This window comes from Myxacorys almedinensis A, from assembly GCF_010091945.1.
GTDB lineage: Bacteria > Cyanobacteriota > Cyanobacteriia > Leptolyngbyales > Leptolyngbyaceae > Myxacorys > Myxacorys almedinensis.
Window position 1 is genome coordinate 156676 of sequence record NZ_WVIE01000007.1, and the last position, 19276, is coordinate 175951.

Consider the following 19276-nt stretch of genomic DNA (forward strand, 5'->3'; position numbering starts at 1 on the left):
GATCGAAACGCTGATTATGCTGCCGCGAGAAACTTGAGATAGGCATCTGTGAGGTCTTTTACGGCTAATTCGTAAAATTGCTGCCCGTGTTCTGGCGTTGCCAACGCAGGATTTGACCCCATCCGACCATCAGGATAGCGGCGGCGAAAATCGATCGATCCATAAATCTGACGATCGCGCGATACGCCCTCATCCAACAGCGTATGTTTGATCGATTCTGGATAGAGATACTGCGTCAGCGCCACTTCGCTCGGCGTTGCGTGGGAGCCTTCTTGGTCGCCATACAACTGTTTCGCCAGTTGATACACCGAACTGCACATATACCAGTTACTCACTTGACAGTGCACCAAGTGGCTCTCTGGAATGCCGATATCTGCTAAATGGGCGTAAGTTTCAGAAAACGCGGCTTTGAGTGTTGCCACGTTGCCGCCATGCCCATTGATAAAGAAGAATTTGCGAAATCCAGCTTTTGCCAGAGAGGTGAGATAGTCTCGAATCATCAGAATCATCGTGCTGGGGCGGAGGCTGATGCTGCCTGGAAATGCCGTGTGATGCAGCGCCATGCCGACCTGGATCGGCGGTGCCACGATCGCATCGGCTATCTCCCCAACCCTGCGTGCGATCGCGTCTGCACAAATCGCATCGGTGCCAATCAACCCGGTAGGACCGTGCTGTTCAGTCGAGCCGATGGGCAAAATAATGCCTCTAGAGCGATCGAGGTAAGCTTCAACGTCGTGCCAAGTACTGAGATGGAGCAACATAAGCAGGGAGTGAGGTCGGGGTTAATTTTTCACCAGACGTGAACAGGAGATCTCCGTCCGGTACGCTAAGACGTTATCATTTTCAGTATTGATGGTGCTGAGAAAGGCGATCCTTGAAGCATCTTAATTTAGGCACTGTTTTAGGCACTGTGGACTTAAACCAAGTATTCAAAACTCCCAATCCTGTCATTGGCGTCGTGCATTTGTTGCCGTTGCCCTCCTCTCCGCGTTGGGGTGGCAGCTTAAAAGCCGTTATTGACCGAGCAGAGCAAGAAGCGACGGCTCTAGCGGCAGGCGGCGTCGATGGCATGATTATAGAAAACTTTTTTGATGCCCCTTTTCCCAAAGATCAAGTTGATCCGGCGGTCGTCAGCGCGATGACTGTGGTAGTGCAACGGCTAAAGCACCTCGTCACCCTTCCCATCGGGCTAAATGTTTTGCGAAACGATGCCCGGAGTGCCCTTGCGATCGCGGCGTGTGTGCAAGCCCAGTTTATCCGCGTCAATGTCTGGACGGGCATTATGGCAACCGATCAAGGCTTGATCGAAGGACGCGCCCACGAGCTAATGCGCTATCGCCGCGAGTTGGGCAGCGATGTCAAAATCATGGCAGATGTGCTGGTTAAACATGCTCGTCCTCTGGGGTCGATCAATCTCACAACTGCTGTGCAAGACACGATCGAGCGCGGCTTAGCCGATGCGGTGATATTGTCGGGGTGGGCAACGGGCAGCCCAACGAGCCGAGAAGACTTGGAACTTGCCAGCGCTGCCGCCAACGGAACCCCAGTTTTTATTGGCAGTGGAGCCGACTGGGAAAATATTCCTGACCTGATGCAAGCGGCAGATGGCGTGATTGTCTCCAGTTCGCTCAAGCGCCAAGGCAAACGCGACAACCCAATCGATCCGATTCGCGTCAGTCGCTTTGTTGAAGCGGCTCGTCGGAGTGCTCCATCAAAGAAATCAGCAACATCGGTTTCTTCGATCAAACTGCATTCATAAAGGTGAGACAAGGTTCAGAAGGCAATGTTCGGTTAAAAATGTTCGGTTAAAAATGTTCGGAACGTGAAACCATGTTGAGCAGGCGGAGAACCATCAGTCGTTGCTGCGGTTGCTATGCCCAATCTCGCAGTTGGTAAACAAAGATGCCAATGTATTCTTTCAAGGCGCGGGTCGTGCGGCGAAGCTGATCGGCATCGGGCAGGGTATCTAAGATAGCGGCTTCCGTGCTGGTTTTACTTGCCTGATCGAGCGTTAGCGCTGTGTAATCGGTTGGGGCGGGAATCGGGTCAATGCCCAATTTTCTGAAGATTAGCAGCGATCGCGGCATGTGCATCGCAGACGTGACGAGCAAAATTTGGCGAATGCCTTGAGCCTCCATAATTTGCTTAACATTGACGCCATTTTCGCGGGTGTTGAGGGAGGCGGCATCTTGTAGCATCGCCGATCGAGGGACGCCCATCGTTTCCATCAACACCGCCATATCCTCTGATTCTGCTGTGCTTCCTGGTCGCCAATCGACTCGCCCCCCGCTCAAAATCACTTTTGGCGCTTTGCCATCGCGGTAAAGTTTGGCGGCATAGAGCACGCGATCGCCTTCTTCTCGCACCTCAACCCAGGGTCGCGGCGAAAGGGCAGATTCGGTTGCGCCGCCTAAAACAACGATCGCTTCTGCCTTGGGCACGTCTCCTTGGGGCAAGATTTGAAATTCTAGAGATCTCACAAAGGCATCACTAAATCGCGCACTTCCGCTGACGGACAGGATGGCTAGCGCGGTGATCATTGGCAGCAGGGCAAGGCGCGATCGCTTCCTTAAAATCAAGATCATCGCCACGATGAGCAGCACGCAACTCAATCCGAGGGGATAGAGGAAAATCGGCAGCAGCTTTGAGAAAAATAGAAACATAGCAGCGCTATTTACAAAATTTTTGTCTAGCCGTTAAGTTTGAGGATCGAAACTTCGCTAAGAAAAAGATCCTCTGCAAATTGGCGCAATCGGGCAGTATGAACTTGCGTAGGAAGAGACGCAAAAGGTTGACGAAAACAGTGAACCCCATACCCACAATAAGCGAGATCGTCTCTATAAATAGAGATTGCAAAGGATGCCAATTCTTGCCGTTTAGAAAGTTCAATCAGCCGGTTCATGGTACACACTCAAAGGTTAACTAGAAGACGGTGGTTAGATAAAAGACGGTTTGCCCATCAAATCTGCCCCTCATGAATCAACGCTGGGGAACGAATGCTGGGGGGTTAATGGGATTGAGAACCCATTCGACCGGTTAACCGCCGTTAGAGACTGAGCGCCAATTGCAATTCTGAAGAAGCGCTGAGCGTGGTCGGTAGAGGCAATGGCTCTGGCGTCACAGCCGGACAATAGCGAGCATAAGAACAGCGATCGCACTGCTTGCCGGGGGTGGGTTCCCAGGTTTTATCTTGTCTCAGCCGCACCGCCAGATCAGAAATCACCGATCGCACCTGCTTTTTGTGGCGTTGGGTCGCTCGATAGCGCACTTTCTCACCTGTTCTAAGAAACAACAAACTCAAATACCGCAAACTTTGGTGATAGGTTTGCTCTAGCGCCAAAAAATACAGCCCGATTTGCAAATCCATCTCATCGCTCGCTGGAATCTTGAAATCGCGACTCGATTTGTAGTCAATCAGTTCTAGCCCATTGTCGATAAAATCGATGCGATCGTAACGTCCACTAATCAAGAACTCCAAATTCTCGATGTGCAGCATCGCCTGAATCTTTCCCTCTACCGCCAAAGGCTTGCTCAGCGAAGGTTCTGACAGAATGAACTTGTCATAATAACCTTCTAAAATGGTGCGACCTTCTTCAACTTGGGTCGGCGTTAACCCGGTGCTTGCTTCATCCCAGCAGTGGTAAATCCACTTTCGTTTGGGGATAGGTTCGTGGTAATGCCAATCTCGATGCAAGGTCGCTAACGCTTGGTGCAACGATGTCCCCAACGCAGCAGACCCAAAAAACTCATTGGAATTAAATCTCCGCTCGTAGCGCAAATAATAGGCGTAGGGGCACCGATTGTAAGCTTGCAATTTTGTGGCAGAAATTGGGTACGACATCGCTCAACCATCCGCGAGAAAGAACTAGATCAGAAAGAACTAAAGTTGTTCGACAGGGTGCTTAAACAGGGAGTCTAAGTAGATGCGGGCGGTCTGACGATCGTTCGTCATGCGGTTTTGCAACAAAAATAGCGAGAGTGCTGCCGACATCACGCGGTCTTGATCCCACTCTGGGCAACCATCTAAAAATTTGAGAAAAGATTGATGCAGGGCTTCAGGAATTTCGACCAGAATGCTGACGTTGGTTTCCATGGCTAACCTCAAATCGGGAATGGTGTGAATGAAAGTCAACAACCTAGTTTCTGAGATTGATTTCCTAACTCTAGTGACTAGAAAATAAACATGAGAAACTTGCGCCAGTCAGATTCACCTTGCCCTGTCCCGCTTGGGGAAATCTTGGGGTTGGCTTGTCTGAGCGCTTTCGGTTAGTCGCTACATAATGCGCGATCGCTTCTAGAAGATCAACATGATGAAAAGTAACAATCTTACGAGAGACGAAATTGAGCCAACGAAAAAATAGGGGTTTCAGCCATTTTTTCGTTACATTGCTTTATCAAAAAGGGGATTTTCCACAGAACAACCGGCTATATCCAGACTTATCCACAGATCACGAAGGAATGCCGATCTGATCCGCTTAAGTTGTGGAAAACTTTTTGAAGGATGTGGAAAACGTGTGGAAAAGAAATCCGAGTCTTGTGGAATGCCTGTGGAATGTATGGGGAAAAGAAACTCAATTGTAAAGTTTTGTAAATTTTGAGAGTCCCATTAGAGTCCAATGTTGATTTAAGAATTTCTTAGGGAAAACTATGCGCGTTTGCTTTCTTGGAGACTCGTTTGTTAATGGTACAGGCGATCCAGAGTATTTAGGTTGGGTGGGTAGGCTGTGCGGCTCAGCGAGACAAACCAGACCGGATCTAACGTCTTATAACCTGGGCATTCGCAGAGAAACAAGCCGCCAACTGCGGCAACGGTGGCGGCAAGAGGTGGCATTACGGCTTCCGGCAGAGGTAGAGGGGCGATTGGTCTTCTCGTTTGGCGCAAATGACACCACTGTGGAAAACGGTCGGCAACGCTTAGCAACGGTCGATTCGTTGGATCATCTCCGAGCGATTTTAACCGAGGCGAAAGCGGGGTTTCCCGTGCTGATGATTGGCGCACCTGCGATCGCAGATCCTGAACACACTGCCCGCATTGAAACCTTGTCCCACAAGATGGCGATCGTGTGTCACAGCTTGTCTGTGCCCTATCTAGACACGGTATCTACGCTGAAACGATCTGAGGTGTGGATGCAAGAAGTGGCGGCGGGAGATGGGGCGCATCCGGGGGCAGCAGGATATGCCGCATTCGCAGAGCTTGTGGAAAACTGGGCGGCATGGCAGGCGTGGGTTTGCCAAAAAGCGCCCACAGATTAACCGTAGACGCTTTGAATGGGCAACTTGAGCTAAATTAACCGAGGGGATTAGCCGATCCGTTTTTCCAAATACTGACCGATCATCTGCTGTTCACCCAATCGCGAAATCACCGTCTGACGGGTGCGATATTTCTCTCCGATTAGCTTCAGTTCTTCTTCAAACACTGAACCCTGATATTCTGTCCGCAGACACAGCGTTTCAGGATTATTGCAATAAAAATCTGCTATCACAGGTTTGGGAGTTGCAAAGCCGCGATCGCGATATAGCACCGACCCAATCACACCAAACAACGTCGAGCCTTTCGACTCTTTGCGCCCCGACACCGAGTTCTCGCTGTCCCACGATACTGCCGCGCCGCAGGTCATCGCGCCGAGGTCATCTAACCCGTGCACCTGGGCTAATCGCGCCAATTCAGGGCAACCTGGCTCTAAAAAACGAGCCGTGATCAGGCTGTTCATTTCTTTGACTTCGCCATCGGGCAAGGTGTAATAGCGCCGCTCTGAGTGCCATTGCCCAGCCGAGCGACGGAAAAATTCAGCAATTAAAACATCATCTGCTTTAGAGAAAAGGTCTAGAGATAGAGTCACGCAATCTGCTCCTGAGAGAGTATTTAGAGAGAGTTGTCGGTTTCAACAGATCGATCTAACTGAGGAATCTAAACAGGGTGATTATGCGAAACGCACAAGCCCCTGTATCGTTAGGCAATATGTTGTAATATTTTTTAACATAATTCTAGACTTTAAAGCCATCACCCAACCAAAGGCAGAAACTTCTGCCTGTCATGATGGAGAAGCAGTCTTTCGCAGCAAACTCATTTCTATCAATCTCACCACTATCAATCTCACCACCGAACTCACTTTTGATGCACGTTTTAGAAGTTCAGTCTCTTCAAAAAAGCTACCGCCTGTCCGGTAAAGTTGTCGAAGCGGTGCGAGATGTCTCGTTCAACATTTCAGCCCAAGAAGTTCTGGCATTTTTGGGACCGAATGGCGCAGGAAAAACAACCACCATTAAGATGATCGCCGGGTTGATCGTGCCGGATCGTGGCTCGGTTGCGATCGCAGGACGCAATCCCCATCGGCAGCCAAATGCATTGCGATCGCTAGGAGCCGTTCTCGAAGGAAACCGTAATATTTATTGGCGGCTCACCCCTGAAGAAAATCTAGAATATTTCGGCGTTTTACGAGGGTTGAGCGGTCGGGTGGCACGGCAACGGGCAAAAGTCTTGCTGGATCGCTTTGATCTGTCTCACAAACGCAAAACCACCGTGCAAACGTTGTCGCGAGGAATGCAGCAGAAGCTTGCGATCGCGGTTGCCCTGATCCACGAACCTCAGCTATTGCTGCTCGACGAACCCACGTTGGGGCTTGATGTAGAAGCAACGCAAACAGTTAAACAGTTGGTTAGGGAAATTGCCCACGAAGGACGCGCCATTTTGTTAACAACCCACCAGTTAGACATTGCAGAAGAGCTATCTGATCGAGTGGCAATCATCAACAAAGGGAAGATTGTTGCTCAAGAAAACACGGTAGATTTGATTCGGCAATTTTCCGGAACTGTTTATGAGATTGAATTGGAAGACGGTTTAAGCCGCGATTTTTTGGAGACGCTTGGGCGCGATCGCTTTCAGAAACTCAAGTCTCTCGGTGCATTGATCGAAAAGAACTGCATTTACGTTCGTGAAACTGAACTGTTGTATCAAGCGTTGGATATTTTGAAACCCCTTGCGATCGCTCGCATTGAAAAAGACCAAGCTAACCTAACCGATATTTTCTTAAAATTTATTCGCGAGGACTATTATGCTTGAGCTACTGATCGCTCAACTCAAGTGGAGTTCGATCCAATACCGCCGCTATGCTAGCGAAGCGATCGGGGGCGTTATTGCCCTCACTGCAACGTTCTATGGCTTGTTTCTCAGTGCCAGTTACATTGGCGGCGGCAGCGTTAGATTTGGCGATCGCTTAGATTCTGTCATCGTCGGTTATGTTCTCTGGTCACTGGTCATTTTCATCATGGGCGGCATTCCGGGCACGTTGCAGCGCGAAGCCCAAGTCGGAACCTTGGAGCAGCTATTCATATCCCCGTTTAATGCAACCCAAATTTTATTGTTTAGAGCGATTGGGGATCTCATCATTCAAACGTTTTTGATTTCAATCGTTCTTATAATCATCATGGTGACAACTGGGCGTTGGTTATCTTTCTCGCCAGCGTTAATTTTGCCATTCATCACCGTTGTGCTCGGAGCCTATGGCATCGCATTCGCAGCCGGAGGATTAGCCCTAATCTTCAAGAGCATTCAGCAATTGTTAGGAATATTCAACTTTGCATTGCTGTTTTTATTGACTATTCCAACTGAAACATGGAGCGGAACCCAACAAGTTTTGGGCTGGATTTTGCCTATGACTACCGGAGCGGGTCTACTGCGCGACTTGATGGCGCGATCGCAGCCCCTCGCCTTACCCTTGCTAGGGTTAGCCCTACTCAACGGCTTGGTCTACTTTGCCCTTGGGGTTAGCTTGTTTCGCTGGGCAGAGCGCGCCGCAAAGCGCAGAGGCAAACTTGCTGGATACTAAAACTTGGTGTTGCTCAATTTGGTTAGGAATGCTGTGACTAAGAATCGCTCATCAAGGCGCGATCGCTAGACCTTCGCGATCGCTCAACCATAGACCTCAATAAAAATAGAGCAAAAGCAGTTGAGATCCACCTGTCCCAAGCGCTTTTACTCTGGTTTGAGTTCCTTGTCTAGAAAATTTTGAGTTGCAGCTTTGGTCGTGGGCTGCACGGTCAATCTGTAAGGTCATCAAGCTCTACAGATCTGCCGAATTTTACAGGCTCATCAAAAAACCAAGCACGCCTTGCCCGGTTAGTGCCTCAAGAGCAAGGAGGGAGACAAATCCGATCATGGCAAGACGACCGTTGAGTAACTCAGCTTCTTTCGTGAAACCAAACTGAGGTTGCTCACTAACATACATCTGAGGCTCGATCGCAAAGTTGTTCAGCTTGCCTTGATCATCAATAATGCCGCCGCTTCTCATGGTTTTTCAGCCCTTTCTTAACTTCTTAATAAATATTAAGGCAAATATTGCGTTTTGTAAAGAGTTTAATTAAGTTTTGTTTTATTCGTGCTCTACAACGAACACGTTTGCATAGAGATTTGCCACGATCTGCTGCCCTTGCTGCGTCAAATTCAAATATCGCAAAGCATCCTGAATGTATGGATGAACGCCATTCCAGAAAAATTTTGGATAGTTTTTGCGGAGGTCAGACGGGTTCTCGTAGCCCAAGGCTTGATTGACGCCCGTTTCCTCAAATTCGTAATATAGCGCTGTAATTTTTTTAAGGTAGCGTGGATCGCTCAGTTGACCGATCAGATCTGCCGCTCGCACAAGACCCGGATAATATACTGTGTCTTTGTGATCTGCCGCATTGGGAACTGGAAACCGCGTCAGTTCTATGTTGCGCTTGATAGTCTGGGCATCAATCAACGAATGACCACTAAAGCGATCGTCAATAAACAGTTTGCCGCGATCAACATGATAGGGCGTTAGGCTGGCATCGCTTGCCCCAAGCGGCAGGGCGATGCGCTGACCATGGGTGCCGGTGGCATAAAACCCATCGCGATCGCTGCGACAAACGCCCTTGACATAGCCAATATCATGGCACGTCAATGAAATGATAAAGTGCAGCCAGTCTTCACACGACACGCCGCCATCTCGAATATGCCTACCCCGCAAGATTTCTTGCCCAACCAAGGTCACTAAAATCGTGTGCTCAACATCGTGGTAGAGAGCGTCGCTGTTGGCAATATTCTCCAGTGCCATTGTGCCTGCCCAAGCCAAAATATCGCCATAATCCGATTTATAGTTGCCGTAGGTTCGTTGATAGCCTGCTTGAAGTTGCTCCACAAAGGCATCAATCAGAAGTTCGATCGCACTAAACATAGGGGTAATTCGTAGTTGAATGGGGGTCAGACATGGTTGGGCAGATCTCAAAGGTTGAGCAGGTCTCCAGGCTCTAACCCGTTGGAGTCAGCTTAGTTTGCCCAAAGCTTCCGCTAGTCTTCAATGTCTCTTCAACTACGAACCCCAACGTCTGGTAGTGCCTCCTAGCGATTAGCAATCTCTACATAGAACCCCCCACTCACAGCGCTTTGCCAAACCCCAGCAGCAAGCCGAGTAGATTGTCAACGTTGAGTGGAGGGGTGGAGGGGTGAGAGGGTGGAGGGGTGAGAGGGTGGAGGGAGATGACCCATCCACTCATCCACTCATCGATTCCCAGCCCCTCATTTCAATTTTGACAGACCACTAGGTCATGCTATCTAGCATTCCCATCTCTGCTTCGGTAAACCTGACGTTTGCAGCCGTCACCGAGTCCTCAATACTTTCAGGTTTACTTGCTCCAGGAATTGGAATGATGCAAGAAGATCTTGAGAGCATCCAGGCAAGCACGAGGCTATACACCGAAACGCTTTTCTCACGGGCAAGATCCGCGATCGCGTCTATACCACTCAACTGCTGCACCCGTCTACTTCCGCCCAACGGACTCCACGGCAAAAAACTCAGCCCTTCACTTTCGCAATAGTTCAGCACGCCATCCACCTCCGGATCACGATGCCACGGATTGTACTGATTTTGCACCGACACAACATTGACCACCGATCGCGCTTGCTTGATCTGATCGACCGAGAAATTAGACACGCCAACAAAGCGAATCAGTCCTTCTGTCACTGCTTCTGTCACCGGCTGGAGAGACTCTGCGATCGTATAGTTTGGGTCGGGCGAATGATATTGCCACAGATCGATCGGCTTTTTGCCGCCCAGTGCGTCAAAGCTTTCTCGAATCGTTTGACGCAAATGATCAGGGCTGCCGTTGCGCGTCCAGCTTCCATTCGGGCGCATCAACCCGCCTTTTGTGGCAACCACGATGCGGCTGATGTCTCCTGAATATTGCTGAAGCGCTTTGTGCACCAAACGTTCGCCGTGATGTTTGTCGGATTCATCCATGCAGTATGAATCAGCCGTATCGATCAGCGTAACCCCTAAATCTAGTGCTTTGTGAATCGTTGCGATCGCTTGGTCTTCGGGAGGTCTTCCATCAATCGACATCGGCATCTCACCCAGCCCGATCGCAAAAACCATCGTTCCGGTTCTGCCAAGTTCTCGTAGGTTTGGTGTTTGAGTTGTTTGTTCTTGGGTTTGCATAACATAGCCTCTCTGGTCAGGGTTTCAGTAAAAGAGAATTGCGATGAGCACAACGTGTAGGGCAAAGAAACCATCCCCTCGTCTCGACTTGCATCCACGCTAAAGTTAGAATTACTGCTTGGTTACCGCGCTTTTTAGAAGGGCAAAATCTGCCATCTGTAAGGCTAATGCAAGCAGAGAGAAGATTTTATCCACTTTGCAGGGTTTCTTGATCCTGTAGTAGAATTAGCACCTTGGATGGATTGATATCTTCGCAATTGGTCAAGCAATAGCTGAGATTAAATCAGAAAACTCTCATCATTAAACAGAGCGCCTAAACTGCCCTCACCCGTAGGAAGAGAACCCGGCATCAGGGCAGCCTAAATATTTTGCATTATCGGTTCCCATCCGTTGCCACTCCACGTTTGCAAGAAGTCTATGCTGCGGTAAGCCTGGCAAAATACTTCACATTCAGCAATAAAAAACTCATAATAACTTAACGTATTAGATAGAATCAGGGGAAAGTGCATATCGGTTCTGCCCCACTCTGTCTGCCCCACTTTGAAGCATCGCTAGAAACGCAACTCATTCCTATCTACTCAATACTTCAGTTACGCCTCGGTTCTCTCCCCTACCACGTTGCCCATGAGTGCCAAACCGTTTATCAAACCTACTAGCGTTCGGCTGATCTTGATTGGATCGGCAATTTCTTTAGCTCTTGCTGGCTTCGGCATTTTCTCTTACACAATCTTTCGTCCTGTATCCCAAGAAGCCTCATCTTCCCCTAGTCCTGCTGTTCCTGCCACTCCGAATGCCATCAGCGCCCTAGGACGGCTAGAACCCGCAGGGGGCGTTTTCAAGATTGCCTCTCCTTCTGCCACGCTCGGTGGTGGTGTAGGAGGCTCGCGAGTGACGCGGCTGCTGATCAAAGAAGGGGCGCGAGTCAAAGCTGATCAGCCACTCGCCGTGATTGACAACTATGATTCTTTACTGGCATCTGCCATGCAAGCAGAAGCTCAAGTCAAAGAAGCCCAAGCGCAGCTTGCCCAAGTGGAAGCTGGGGCAAAGCAAGGTGATATCAATGCCCAACGGGCAAGCGTGCTGCGGGCAAATGCCGAATTACCCAAGGCAGAAGCCGATTTTCAGAGAGCCGATGCCGAATACAGAAAGGCACAATGGGAAGCCGAGCGCTATGGGCAACTGTTTCAATCGGGTGCTATTTCGGAGTCAGAGTTGCGCGATCGCACCCTGAATCTAGAAACCAAAGAGAAACAGCGCCAGCAAGTACGGCAAGCCGTAGAGCAGGCAAAGCTGGAGCTAGAAGGAGCAAGGCAAACGCTGAACAGCGTTTCAGAAGTTCGCCCAACGGATGTGCAGCAAGCCCAAGCTAGAGTTCAAGTGGCAGTGGCAAACTTTCAAAAAGCGAGAGCAGACTTAAATAATGCGATCGTTCGCGCTCCGGTAGAAGGCCAGGTGCTAAAAATTTATGCCGACCCAGGAGAAGTGATTGGCAACGACGGCATTCTAGATCTAGGTAAAACCAGCCAAATGTATGCTGTGGCAGAGGTTGATGAAACGTACATCGGTCAGGTGAAAGCTGGACAACGCGCTATCATCACGAGTTATGCCTTTCCAGGTGAGATTGGGGGAACCGTCGAACGGGTAGGGCTACAAGTGAGCAAAAATGCGGTTCTCAGCACCGATCCGGTCGAGAAGACAGACACTCGTGTTGTGGAAGTTAAAATCCGGTTAGATGACAGCACCACCACGGCTGGGCTGAGCAATTTACAGGTCAAAGTTGCAATTAATACCGCAGGAGCTACACCCTAACCGCCCCCTCAATGCCCAGTCGCATCTCCAATTTTCCACCGAACGCCTATCCCAGAGGCATACGATCGCAAAATGCTGCCGTAGGCGTCCACGCCATTTCCACACTGTTCATGGCTTCCTCTCCATGTTTGCTATTCCCCTTGCCTGGTTACAACTAAAACGCGAGAAGATCCGGTTGCTAGTTGCCTTAGCTGGCATTGGATTCGCTGTGATCTTGATGTTTTTGCAGCTTGGCTTTCAAGATGCACTGTTCGATAGCGCCATTACCTTTCATCGCAACATTGAAGGGGATATTTTTCTGGTTAGCCCCCAATCGACTTCTCTGATTGCCATGAAAAGCTTTCCAGAACGGCGGCTGTATCAATCTCTGGGGTTTTCTGGCGTCAAATCGATTAGCCCGATTTACATTGGTTTTGGGATTTGGAAAAATCCGTTTTGGGAAGGACCACCCATGCCCCAAACTCGCAGTATTTTGGTGATTGGGACGGTTCCGGGAGACAACATTTTTTCACTGCCCGGATTTCGGGAACGGCAAGCTCAGCTTCGTTTGTCGGATGTTGTGTTGTTTGATAGCGCCTCTCGTGCCGAGTTTGGTCCTATTCCAGCAAAATTTGAGGCCCTCCAACCGGGCGATATGCCGATCGCTACTGAGGTTGAAAATCGCCGAGTTGAAGTCGGTGGAATTTTCCAGATGGGCGCATCGTTTGGAGCGGACGGCAACCTCATCACCAGCGATCTCAACTTTCGTCGCATTTTTTCATCTCGTGAGAAAAACTTGATCGATATTGGCGTGATTCAGCTTGAGCCAGGTACAGATTTGCAAGCTACGCTAGAGCGCTTTAAACAAAACCTGCCCGGAGAATTCAGGGTCGATCCCCAAAAAACGCCCGAACAAGCGAAAGAAGATTTTGTTGTTGGCGATGTGCGTGTGTTGTCGAAAGCGGCATTTGTGGCAGTTGAGCAAAATTACTGGAAAGAAAGCACTGCGATCGGGTTTATTTTTACCTTGGGAGCCGCGATCGGGTTCGTAGTTGGAACGGTGATTGTCTATCAAATTCTGTACACTGATGTTGCAGATCACCTAGCAGAATATGCCACCTTGAAAGCGATGGGATACCGCAATCGCTATCTTTTGTCTGTTGTGTTTCAAGAAGCGATCATTCTATCGATCATGGGATTTATTCCCGGTTATGTTCTTTGTATCGGGCTTTACAGCCTCACTCGCAATGCTACAGCATTGCCGATTGACATGACCCTAGCTCGTAGCATTGTCGTTTTGTGTTTAACGGTGTTGATGTGTAGTATTTCGGGTGCGATCGCAGTCCGCAAAGTTCAACAAGCCGATCCCGCAGATATTTTCTAGGTTGCTATGCTTATGTCACCCATTCCAATTGTTGAGATTCAAAACGTCAATCACTCGTTTGGCTCTGGGCGTTTACGCAAGCAGATTTTATTTGACATCAGCACCACGATTCAACCCGGCGAAGTGGTGATCATGACGGGTCCATCAGGGTCGGGTAAAACAACATTGCTCACGTTGATCGGCGCGCTGCGCGCTACGCAAGACGGTAGCCTAAAGGTGCTCGCCCAAGAGCTTCGAGGCGCATCAGAGAGCAAACTGGTTGAACTGCGCCGCAACATTGGCTACATTTTTCAGGCTCACAACTTACTCAATTCGCTGCGGGCGTGGCAAAACGTGCAAATGTCGCTCGAATTGCACTCCGACGTTTCTAAACAGCAATCTCGTGCCATGGCAGAAGAGATGCTGGCGTCAGTTGGGCTGGCGGAATGGGTGAACCAATATCCCAACGAACTGTCGGGCGGGCAAAAACAGAGGGTTGCGATCGCCCGTGCCCTGGTGTCTAAACCGAAGCTCGTGTTAGCCGATGAACCCACCGCCGCTCTTGACAAAAAATCGGGTCGGGATGTGGTTGAAATCATGCAGCGCCTCGCCAAACAGCAAGGCTCCGCGATCGTGCTCGTCACCCATGACAACCGGATCTTAGATGTTGCCGATCGCATTTTGCACATGGAAGACGGCTATTTGTCTTCGCTAGATGTGGCAGCCCTCTAATCCTCGCTTGCCCCAACCATTCCTCCATCAACTACTGTAAAATTAGCTGAAAAATTAAAATTGGTTGATTTAGATTAACGCCCCTCTCTCAACCGTCTCAACGTTGTCTGATGGATTGCTATCTCGGTGTCGATTTTGGAACCTCTGGCGCACGGGCGATCGCATTAGATCCTAATCAAGCGATCCAAGCACAGGTGAGCCTCTCGTTTGATGGCATTGCCCCTGCTGGCAATCTTGCAGAATGCTGGAAAACCACCCTGTTCGAGCTAATGGCGCGGCTGCCCGCACCCGTGCGATCGCACCTCCGAGGCATGGCGATTAACGGCACATCATCTACCGTTCTCTTGTGCGATCGCGGCGGGCAGCCCATCACCGAGCCGCTGCTCTACAACGACGATCGCGGCAAACAGGTTTTAGCTCACGTGGCTGAAATCGCGCCGCCCGGTCACACGGTGCTGAGTGCTACGTCTAGTCTGGCAAAATTTCTGTGGTGGCGTCAGCATCTTCACCAGTTCGGCGATGCTCACTATTTTCTGCACCAAGCAGACTGGTTAGCCGCCCTGCTCCACGGGCAGTTTGGCATCAGCGATTACCACAATAGCTTGAAATTGGGATATGACATCGGATCGTTACGCTATCCCGATTGGTTGGATCTGCCCCTGCTGCCCACCGTGGTCAACCCTGGAACTGCGATCGCACCTATCCTTCCCCACCTTGCCGATCAATTTCATATCCCTCACGATTGCGTCATCCACGCTGGAACCACTGATAGCATTGCCGCTTTTCTGGCTAGTCAAGCCACCACGCCCGGAGATGCGGTGACTTCCCTTGGCTCGACGCTGGTTCTCAAACTGCTGAGTCGCGTCCGCATTGACCATCCCCACTACGGAATTTACAGCCACCGATTAGGAGATTTCTGGCTCGTGGGGGGCGCATCCAACACAGGCGGAGCCGTGCTAAACCATTTTTTCTCAACGCAAGAATTATTGGATCTCAGTGCTAGAATCTCCCCTGAAACCGAGAGTCCGCTAGAGTACTATCCGTTGTTAAACCCCGGAGAGCGGTTTCCTATCAACGACCCGGCTCTACCGCCCAAGCTAGAACCGCGCCCTCGCGATCGTGTCAAGTTTTTACACGGTTTGTTACAAAGCATCGCCCGGATTGAGATGCACGGCTACCACCTGCTAGAATCTCTAGGTGCAACCCCCCTAACGCAGATTTTGACGGCTGGAGGGGGAGCGCAAAACCCAACCTGGACAGCCATTCGCGCCCATCAATGTTGTGTTCCCGTTCACAGTGCCCGTCAGACAGAAGCCGCGTTTGGAACTGCTCTACTCACCCTGCCTTCAAGCCATCGTGCCCACAATGAAGGGATGATAAGGTAACGAGAGATCAGCGTCTCGGAGGGAATACTGAGAGAAGCTGAGGAGAAACCACTCTACCGACGACAGCCATGTGGCGAAAGCTGAAAAATTTCTTTCTCAGTTTGAGAACCTATTCCGATATGAGTCCTGATGTGGGCTTGAGGCGGCGTATCAATCAAACCCTGCGATCGCGCTCCTCGCGAAGTTTTGAGGAGTGGTATCACTCATTTTGGAAGCGGCTAGACGTGTCAAAAGACGTTGCCGCTTTTGTGTATGACCAAATGGAAGAGTATTCTGGATTACAATTTTCTCGCGTTTTGCCGAGTGATCGGCTTTCCACCGATCTTCATTTATCGATGGTCTGCTGGTTTGATTGGGAATGCACCCTATGCGATGATTTCTGCGATCGCTTTAGTGTAGACATTCACGGTTGCTTCGATCCTTACGCGCTCTCTACCATTAAAGATTTAGTGGTCTTTTTAAATCAACAAGTGATTCCAGTTAATTATTCTCAGCCATAGGTTATGGTGCTGCAATGACCTATCCCAGAGATCTAATCGGGTACGGACGGCATGCGTTTGATCCCCAATGGGAAAATAACGCTCGGATTGCAGTGCAGTTTGTTGTGAATTATGAAGAAGGCGGCGAAAATTGTATTCTTCACGGCGATCAGGCGTCCGAAGCGTTTCTGTCGGAAATCGTGGGGGCACAACCTTTTCCAGGCTTGCGCCACATGAGCATCGAATCGTGCTACGAATATGGTAGCCGCGCCGGATTTTGGCGACTGCACCGCATGTTGAGCGATCGCGGCATTCCGGTAACGGTTTATGGGATCGCCATGGCGCTAGAACGGAACCCCGAAGCGGTTGCTGCCATGCTGGAATCGGATTGGGAAATTGCCAGCCACGGCTATCGCTGGATTGACTACAAATATTTTTCGCCAGAGGCAGAACGAGACCATTTGCTCAGGGCGATCGAAATTCACACTCGCGTTACGGGTCACCGTCCGTTGGGCTGGTATACCGGACGCGATAGCGCCCATACTCGTAGGCTCGTCGTTGAAGAAGGCGGGTTTCTCTACGATTCAGATAGCTATGCCGACGACCTGCCTTACTGGAATTACAGCCATGGCAAGCCGCATTTGGTGATTCCCTACACGTTAGACAACAACGACATGCGGTTTGCCACTAGTCAAGGTTTCAATTCGGGTGATCAGTTTTTTGCGTATCTGCGAGATGCGTTTGATGTGCTGTATGCCGAGGGTGAAACGGCTCCCAAAATGATGAGCGTAGGGCTGCATTGCCGACTTGCCGGAAGACCAGGACGAGCGGCAGCCTTGGGGCGGTTTTTAGACTATGTGCAGCAGCACGATCAGGTGTGGCTATGTCGCAGAATTGATATTGCCCACCATTGGCACAAAACCTTTGCGGGTTGATAGGTGTCAAGCGCAATGACCTTTTCGGTTGAGATGGGGAAAGATTTGGTAGGTGCGTCAACCTTAAAACTGCGATCGAAGGATACGATTTGGCGAGCTTCGACCCAACCGTGTGCCAATCCCTTGATTTATTCCCATTGACACCCTATGGGTTGACAAAATTCATACATTATCGCTATTGGTCATGATAGCTAAATGGTTTAACTTCCATTAGCAAATTTTAATCTAGAGCGCTGTAGTTTCATTTACAAATTCATCGTGATTGCAATCTTCGTTATCTTAGCGATCGCGACCAACAGCATCACAGTTTGGCTAAAGATTGCCATCGCATAGAGAATTTCAGCGCTACCAGAAATGTTTGCACAAAGGACATTAGGGCTATCTGAAGAAATAGTTTGATTGCAGAATTTGCCCAAATTTGGGAACCTTAAAAGAAGATTTTTCTCAGCTTACTTTGCGTCCTCAGCGATTCCTATTTCTGACGTTTCGCCCTTGCTTTTTTCTAAATTTACGTTTGAACCTGATTCCTTAAACACAGTGGGCGAATTGTAGAAGAAGTGCCAAAATGATCGAATATGTTTCTAAGCAACCCAATGGTATTTAATTCTGACAGCGCTAATTTTCTCCATAACATCGATTCGGCAGATGCAAATGCACTGTTGCGCTATCTTCAGCATCAGCCCCCAGAAGTGTTAGAGCGGGTAGCTCGCTCGGTTAGCCCTCAAGTTAAGCAAGTTATCTCTCACAACGTTCAAGGGTTAGTGGGGGTTTTACCTGCCGAGGGGTTTAACGTTAAAGTCACGACCGATCGGGACAATCTTGCAGGGTTGCTTGCTTCTGCCATGCTCACGGGCTACTTTTTGCGCCAAATGGAGCAACGCATGGAGCTAGATGGCTCTGTCAGCGACGACCCGTTTTAATAATCTGCGTTCAAACCCGGTACCGATTATTGAGCGGGATAGGCTCCCGGACGAACTCGAACGGTTTGAATTTGAGTATCTCGTTTGATTTCAATCTCCAGCGCAGTTCCAATATTGCTAGCTTCTACACGAGCCTGAACATCAGATGCAGTCTGAACAGGCGTCCCATCAATTTTTTGAATAATGTCCCCTTGGCGTAAGCCGCCTTGGGCTGCCGGAGAGTTTTCAGCTACTCTTGCCACCAGAACACCGCGATCTTGAGTCACTGTTACGTTAGATTCCAAGTCTTGAGCTAGCTCTTTGCGGAGGCTCGGCGTCAGGTCTACCATTTGAATGCCTAGAAACGGGTGATCGACGCGCCCTTGGCTGAAAAGTTGCTCGAACGATCGCTGCGCCGTCTCGATCGGGATGGCAAAACCCAACCCCTGAGCATCTGCCCGGATTGCCGTATTCATGCCGATAACCTCGCCGCGATCGTTGAGCAAAGGGCCGCCCGAATTGCCTGGGTTGATGGCTGCATCGGTCTGAATAAAGCTGACTCGCTTATCGGGTACACCCACCTGGCTACTAGAGCGATTTTTAGCGCTCACGATGCCGACTGTAACGGTGTTGTCTAACCCCAGGGGGTTGCCGATCGCGATCGCCCACTGCCCCGGATTCACCGTCGCTGATTTACCTAACACAACAGTTGGTAAGCGACTCGACTCAATTTTAATGGCGGCTACATCTGTGACAGGATCGAGTCCGAGAACTTTTCCAGTAAACGAGCGTCCGTCTTTCAGCGTCACTTCGACGGTATCGGCTCCTTCTACAACATGGGCGTTGGTGACGAGTCGTCCATCGGCGGTCAAGATAAAGCCGGAGCCGGTTCCCCGTTCTAGCCGATCGTCTGGAGCGGGAAGCTGATCGCCAAAAAATCGCTTGAACACCGGGTTTTGAAAGGCTTCTGGAGCCGCACTCGCTACTCGCCGTGTGGCATTAATTCGCACCACTGCCGGGCCAACCCGATCGACCGCATCCGAAATAAAGGTCGCGCCAGTTGTAGTATTTGCCGATATTGACACTGGGCTTGAAGGCGCAAGTTGGAAGGTTAACGGTTGCTGAGCCAAGCGATCGCGCAGATAGGCATTGGCGATCATGCCTGCTCCACCACCCATTGCTAAAAGAGAGACGCCGAGCGCTAACTGCTTAAAAGAGACCATCATACCTAACCGCTTTTA

General features: G+C 50.0%; 21 protein-coding genes. 12 read left to right on the top strand and 9 right to left on the bottom strand.

Going from position 1 to position 19276, the window contains the following annotated elements:
* Window positions 1-14 precede the first annotated feature (14 nt).
* Window positions 15-761 carry a creatininase family protein gene (locus GS601_RS08070; RefSeq protein ID WP_162422748.1) on the bottom strand — a complete coding sequence of 249 codons (747 nt, stop codon included), beginning with the start codon at window positions 759-761 and terminating at the stop codon, window positions 15-17.
* A gap of 113 nt (window positions 762-874) precedes the next feature.
* On the opposite strand from GS601_RS08070, the gene btpA reads away from it, so the two are divergent.
* Window positions 875-1759, top strand: a complete 885-nt coding sequence (gene btpA / locus GS601_RS08075; protein WP_202924949.1) for a photosystem I biogenesis protein BtpA — start codon at window positions 875-877, stop codon at window positions 1757-1759.
* A 112-nt stretch (window positions 1760-1871) separates the two neighbouring features.
* Here btpA and GS601_RS08080 read toward each other — a convergent pair whose 3' ends face one another.
* The 3 genes from GS601_RS08080 to GS601_RS08090 form a co-directional block, all read right to left on the bottom strand.
* Window positions 1872-2663: a YdcF family protein gene (locus tag GS601_RS08080; RefSeq protein ID WP_162422749.1), complete on the bottom strand. Its 792-nt coding sequence runs from the start codon at window positions 2661-2663 to the stop codon at window positions 1872-1874.
* Between the two features lie 383 nt (window positions 2664-3046).
* Window positions 3047-3841: a RecB family exonuclease gene (locus tag GS601_RS08085; protein ID WP_162422750.1), complete on the bottom strand. Its 795-nt coding sequence runs from the start codon at window positions 3839-3841 to the stop codon at window positions 3047-3049.
* A 39-nt stretch (window positions 3842-3880) separates the two neighbouring features.
* Window positions 3881-4093 carry a DUF2811 domain-containing protein gene (locus tag GS601_RS08090; RefSeq protein WP_162422822.1) on the bottom strand — a complete coding sequence of 71 codons (213 nt, stop codon included), beginning with the start codon at window positions 4091-4093 and terminating at the stop codon, window positions 3881-3883.
* A gap of 554 nt (window positions 4094-4647) precedes the next feature.
* Between GS601_RS08090 and GS601_RS08095 the strand changes: the two genes are divergently transcribed.
* On the top strand, window positions 4648-5253 hold the full coding sequence (locus GS601_RS08095; RefSeq protein ID WP_162422751.1) for a GDSL-type esterase/lipase family protein: 606 nt from the start codon (window positions 4648-4650) through the stop codon (window positions 5251-5253).
* Between the two features lie 47 nt (window positions 5254-5300).
* On the opposite strand, the gene GS601_RS08100 is transcribed toward GS601_RS08095, so the two are convergent.
* Complete coding sequence (locus GS601_RS08100; protein WP_162422752.1) at window positions 5301-5840, bottom strand: phycobiliprotein lyase; 540 nt, start codon at window positions 5838-5840, stop codon at window positions 5301-5303.
* Between the two features lie 275 nt (window positions 5841-6115).
* Here GS601_RS08100 and GS601_RS08105 point away from each other — a divergent pair, with 275 nt between their 5' ends.
* Both GS601_RS08105 and GS601_RS08110 read left to right on the top strand, forming a co-directional pair.
* Complete coding sequence (locus GS601_RS08105; RefSeq protein WP_162422753.1) at window positions 6116-7060, top strand: ABC transporter ATP-binding protein; 945 nt, start codon at window positions 6116-6118, stop codon at window positions 7058-7060.
* Complete coding sequence (locus GS601_RS08110) at window positions 7053-7826, top strand: ABC transporter permease (protein WP_162422754.1); 774 nt, start codon at window positions 7053-7055, stop codon at window positions 7824-7826. The genes GS601_RS08105 and GS601_RS08110 overlap by 8 nt, the downstream gene beginning before the upstream one ends.
* Window positions 7827-8078: 252 nt before the next feature.
* On the opposite strand, the gene GS601_RS08115 is transcribed toward GS601_RS08110, so the two are convergent.
* The 3 genes from GS601_RS08115 to GS601_RS08125 form a co-directional block, all read right to left on the bottom strand.
* A complete protein-coding gene (locus GS601_RS08115; protein WP_162422755.1) occupies window positions 8079-8288 on the bottom strand; it encodes a chlorophyll a/b-binding protein in 210 nt (69 codons plus the stop codon).
* Between the two features lie 81 nt (window positions 8289-8369).
* Entirely contained in the window at window positions 8370-9194 is an 825-nt protein-coding gene (locus GS601_RS08120; RefSeq protein WP_162422756.1) for an Npun_R2479 family HD domain-containing metalloprotein, read from the bottom strand.
* Window positions 9195-9557: 363 nt separating this feature from the next.
* The gene (locus tag GS601_RS08125; protein ID WP_162422757.1) at window positions 9558-10454 is read right to left on the bottom strand and encodes an aldo/keto reductase; all 897 of its coding nucleotides are present in this window, start codon (window positions 10452-10454) and stop codon (window positions 9558-9560) included.
* 624 nt (window positions 10455-11078) lie between these two features.
* Here GS601_RS08125 and GS601_RS08130 point away from each other — a divergent pair.
* From GS601_RS08130 to GS601_RS08160, 8 genes are all read left to right on the top strand, one after another.
* Window positions 11079-12263, top strand: coding sequence for an ABC exporter membrane fusion protein (locus GS601_RS08130; RefSeq protein WP_202924950.1), 1185 nt, complete (start codon window positions 11079-11081; stop codon window positions 12261-12263).
* Between the two features lie 124 nt (window positions 12264-12387).
* Complete coding sequence (gene devC / locus GS601_RS08135) at window positions 12388-13626, top strand: ABC transporter permease DevC (RefSeq protein WP_162422758.1); 1239 nt, start codon at window positions 12388-12390, stop codon at window positions 13624-13626.
* 12 nt (window positions 13627-13638) lie between these two features.
* Complete coding sequence (locus GS601_RS08140) at window positions 13639-14337, top strand: DevA family ABC transporter ATP-binding protein (protein WP_162422759.1); 699 nt, start codon at window positions 13639-13641, stop codon at window positions 14335-14337.
* 110 nt (window positions 14338-14447) lie between these two features.
* Window positions 14448-15722 (top strand): FGGY-family carbohydrate kinase, encoded by a 1275-nt coding sequence (locus tag GS601_RS08145; RefSeq protein WP_162422760.1) that lies wholly within the window; start codon window positions 14448-14450, stop codon window positions 15720-15722.
* 68 nt (window positions 15723-15790) lie between these two features.
* Window positions 15791-16222, top strand: a complete 432-nt coding sequence (locus GS601_RS08150) for a hypothetical protein (protein WP_162422761.1) — start codon at window positions 15791-15793, stop codon at window positions 16220-16222.
* Between the two features lie 14 nt (window positions 16223-16236).
* Window positions 16237-17136, top strand: a complete 900-nt coding sequence (gene puuE / locus GS601_RS08155) for an allantoinase PuuE (protein ID WP_162422762.1) — start codon at window positions 16237-16239, stop codon at window positions 17134-17136.
* Window positions 17137-17151: 15 nt separating this feature from the next.
* Complete coding sequence (locus tag GS601_RS23550) at window positions 17152-17277, top strand: hypothetical protein (protein ID WP_274381959.1); 126 nt, start codon at window positions 17152-17154, stop codon at window positions 17275-17277.
* A gap of 452 nt (window positions 17278-17729) precedes the next feature.
* Window positions 17730-18056: a DUF760 domain-containing protein gene (locus GS601_RS08160; protein ID WP_162422763.1), complete on the top strand. Its 327-nt coding sequence runs from the start codon at window positions 17730-17732 to the stop codon at window positions 18054-18056.
* A 26-nt stretch (window positions 18057-18082) separates the two neighbouring features.
* Here GS601_RS08160 and GS601_RS08165 read toward each other — a convergent pair whose 3' ends face one another.
* The gene (locus tag GS601_RS08165) at window positions 18083-19261 is read right to left on the bottom strand and encodes an HhoA/HhoB/HtrA family serine endopeptidase (protein WP_162422764.1); all 1179 of its coding nucleotides are present in this window, start codon (window positions 19259-19261) and stop codon (window positions 18083-18085) included.
* Window positions 19262-19276 lie beyond the last annotated feature (15 nt).

What these genes read in the sequence shown, in the direction of transcription:
- devC (WP_162422758.1), top strand. Translation starts at nt 12,388, where the DNA reads ATGTTTGCTATTCCCCTTGCCTGGTTACAACTAAAACGCGAGAAGATC.
- GS601_RS08085 (WP_162422750.1), bottom strand. Translation starts at nt 3,841, where the DNA reads ATGTCGTACCCAATTTCTGCCACAAAATTGCAAGCTTACAATCGGTGC.
- GS601_RS23550 (WP_274381959.1), top strand. Translation starts at nt 17,152, where the DNA reads ATGACCTTTTCGGTTGAGATGGGGAAAGATTTGGTAGGTGCGTCAACC.
- GS601_RS08095 (WP_162422751.1), top strand. Translation starts at nt 4,648, where the DNA reads ATGCGCGTTTGCTTTCTTGGAGACTCGTTTGTTAATGGTACAGGCGAT.
- puuE (WP_162422762.1), top strand. Translation starts at nt 16,237, where the DNA reads ATGACCTATCCCAGAGATCTAATCGGGTACGGACGGCATGCGTTTGAT.
- GS601_RS08150 (WP_162422761.1), top strand. Translation starts at nt 15,791, where the DNA reads ATGTGGCGAAAGCTGAAAAATTTCTTTCTCAGTTTGAGAACCTATTCC.
- GS601_RS08160 (WP_162422763.1), top strand. Translation starts at nt 17,730, where the DNA reads ATGGTATTTAATTCTGACAGCGCTAATTTTCTCCATAACATCGATTCG.
- GS601_RS08070 (WP_162422748.1), bottom strand. Translation starts at nt 761, where the DNA reads ATGTTGCTCCATCTCAGTACTTGGCACGACGTTGAAGCTTACCTCGAT.
- GS601_RS08080 (WP_162422749.1), bottom strand. Translation starts at nt 2,663, where the DNA reads ATGTTTCTATTTTTCTCAAAGCTGCTGCCGATTTTCCTCTATCCCCTC.
- GS601_RS08105 (WP_162422753.1), top strand. Translation starts at nt 6,116, where the DNA reads ATGCACGTTTTAGAAGTTCAGTCTCTTCAAAAAAGCTACCGCCTGTCC.
- GS601_RS08115 (WP_162422755.1), bottom strand. Translation starts at nt 8,288, where the DNA reads ATGAGAAGCGGCGGCATTATTGATGATCAAGGCAAGCTGAACAACTTT.
- GS601_RS08090 (WP_162422822.1), bottom strand. Translation starts at nt 4,093, where the DNA reads ATGGAAACCAACGTCAGCATTCTGGTCGAAATTCCTGAAGCCCTGCAT.
- GS601_RS08130 (WP_202924950.1), top strand. Translation starts at nt 11,079, where the DNA reads ATGAGTGCCAAACCGTTTATCAAACCTACTAGCGTTCGGCTGATCTTG.
- GS601_RS08165 (WP_162422764.1), bottom strand. Translation starts at nt 19,261, where the DNA reads ATGATGGTCTCTTTTAAGCAGTTAGCGCTCGGCGTCTCTCTTTTAGCA.
- GS601_RS08145 (WP_162422760.1), top strand. Translation starts at nt 14,448, where the DNA reads ATGGATTGCTATCTCGGTGTCGATTTTGGAACCTCTGGCGCACGGGCG.
- GS601_RS08120 (WP_162422756.1), bottom strand. Translation starts at nt 9,194, where the DNA reads ATGTTTAGTGCGATCGAACTTCTGATTGATGCCTTTGTGGAGCAACTT.
- GS601_RS08140 (WP_162422759.1), top strand. Translation starts at nt 13,639, where the DNA reads ATGTCACCCATTCCAATTGTTGAGATTCAAAACGTCAATCACTCGTTT.
- GS601_RS08110 (WP_162422754.1), top strand. Translation starts at nt 7,053, where the DNA reads ATGCTTGAGCTACTGATCGCTCAACTCAAGTGGAGTTCGATCCAATAC.
- GS601_RS08125 (WP_162422757.1), bottom strand. Translation starts at nt 10,454, where the DNA reads ATGCAAACCCAAGAACAAACAACTCAAACACCAAACCTACGAGAACTT.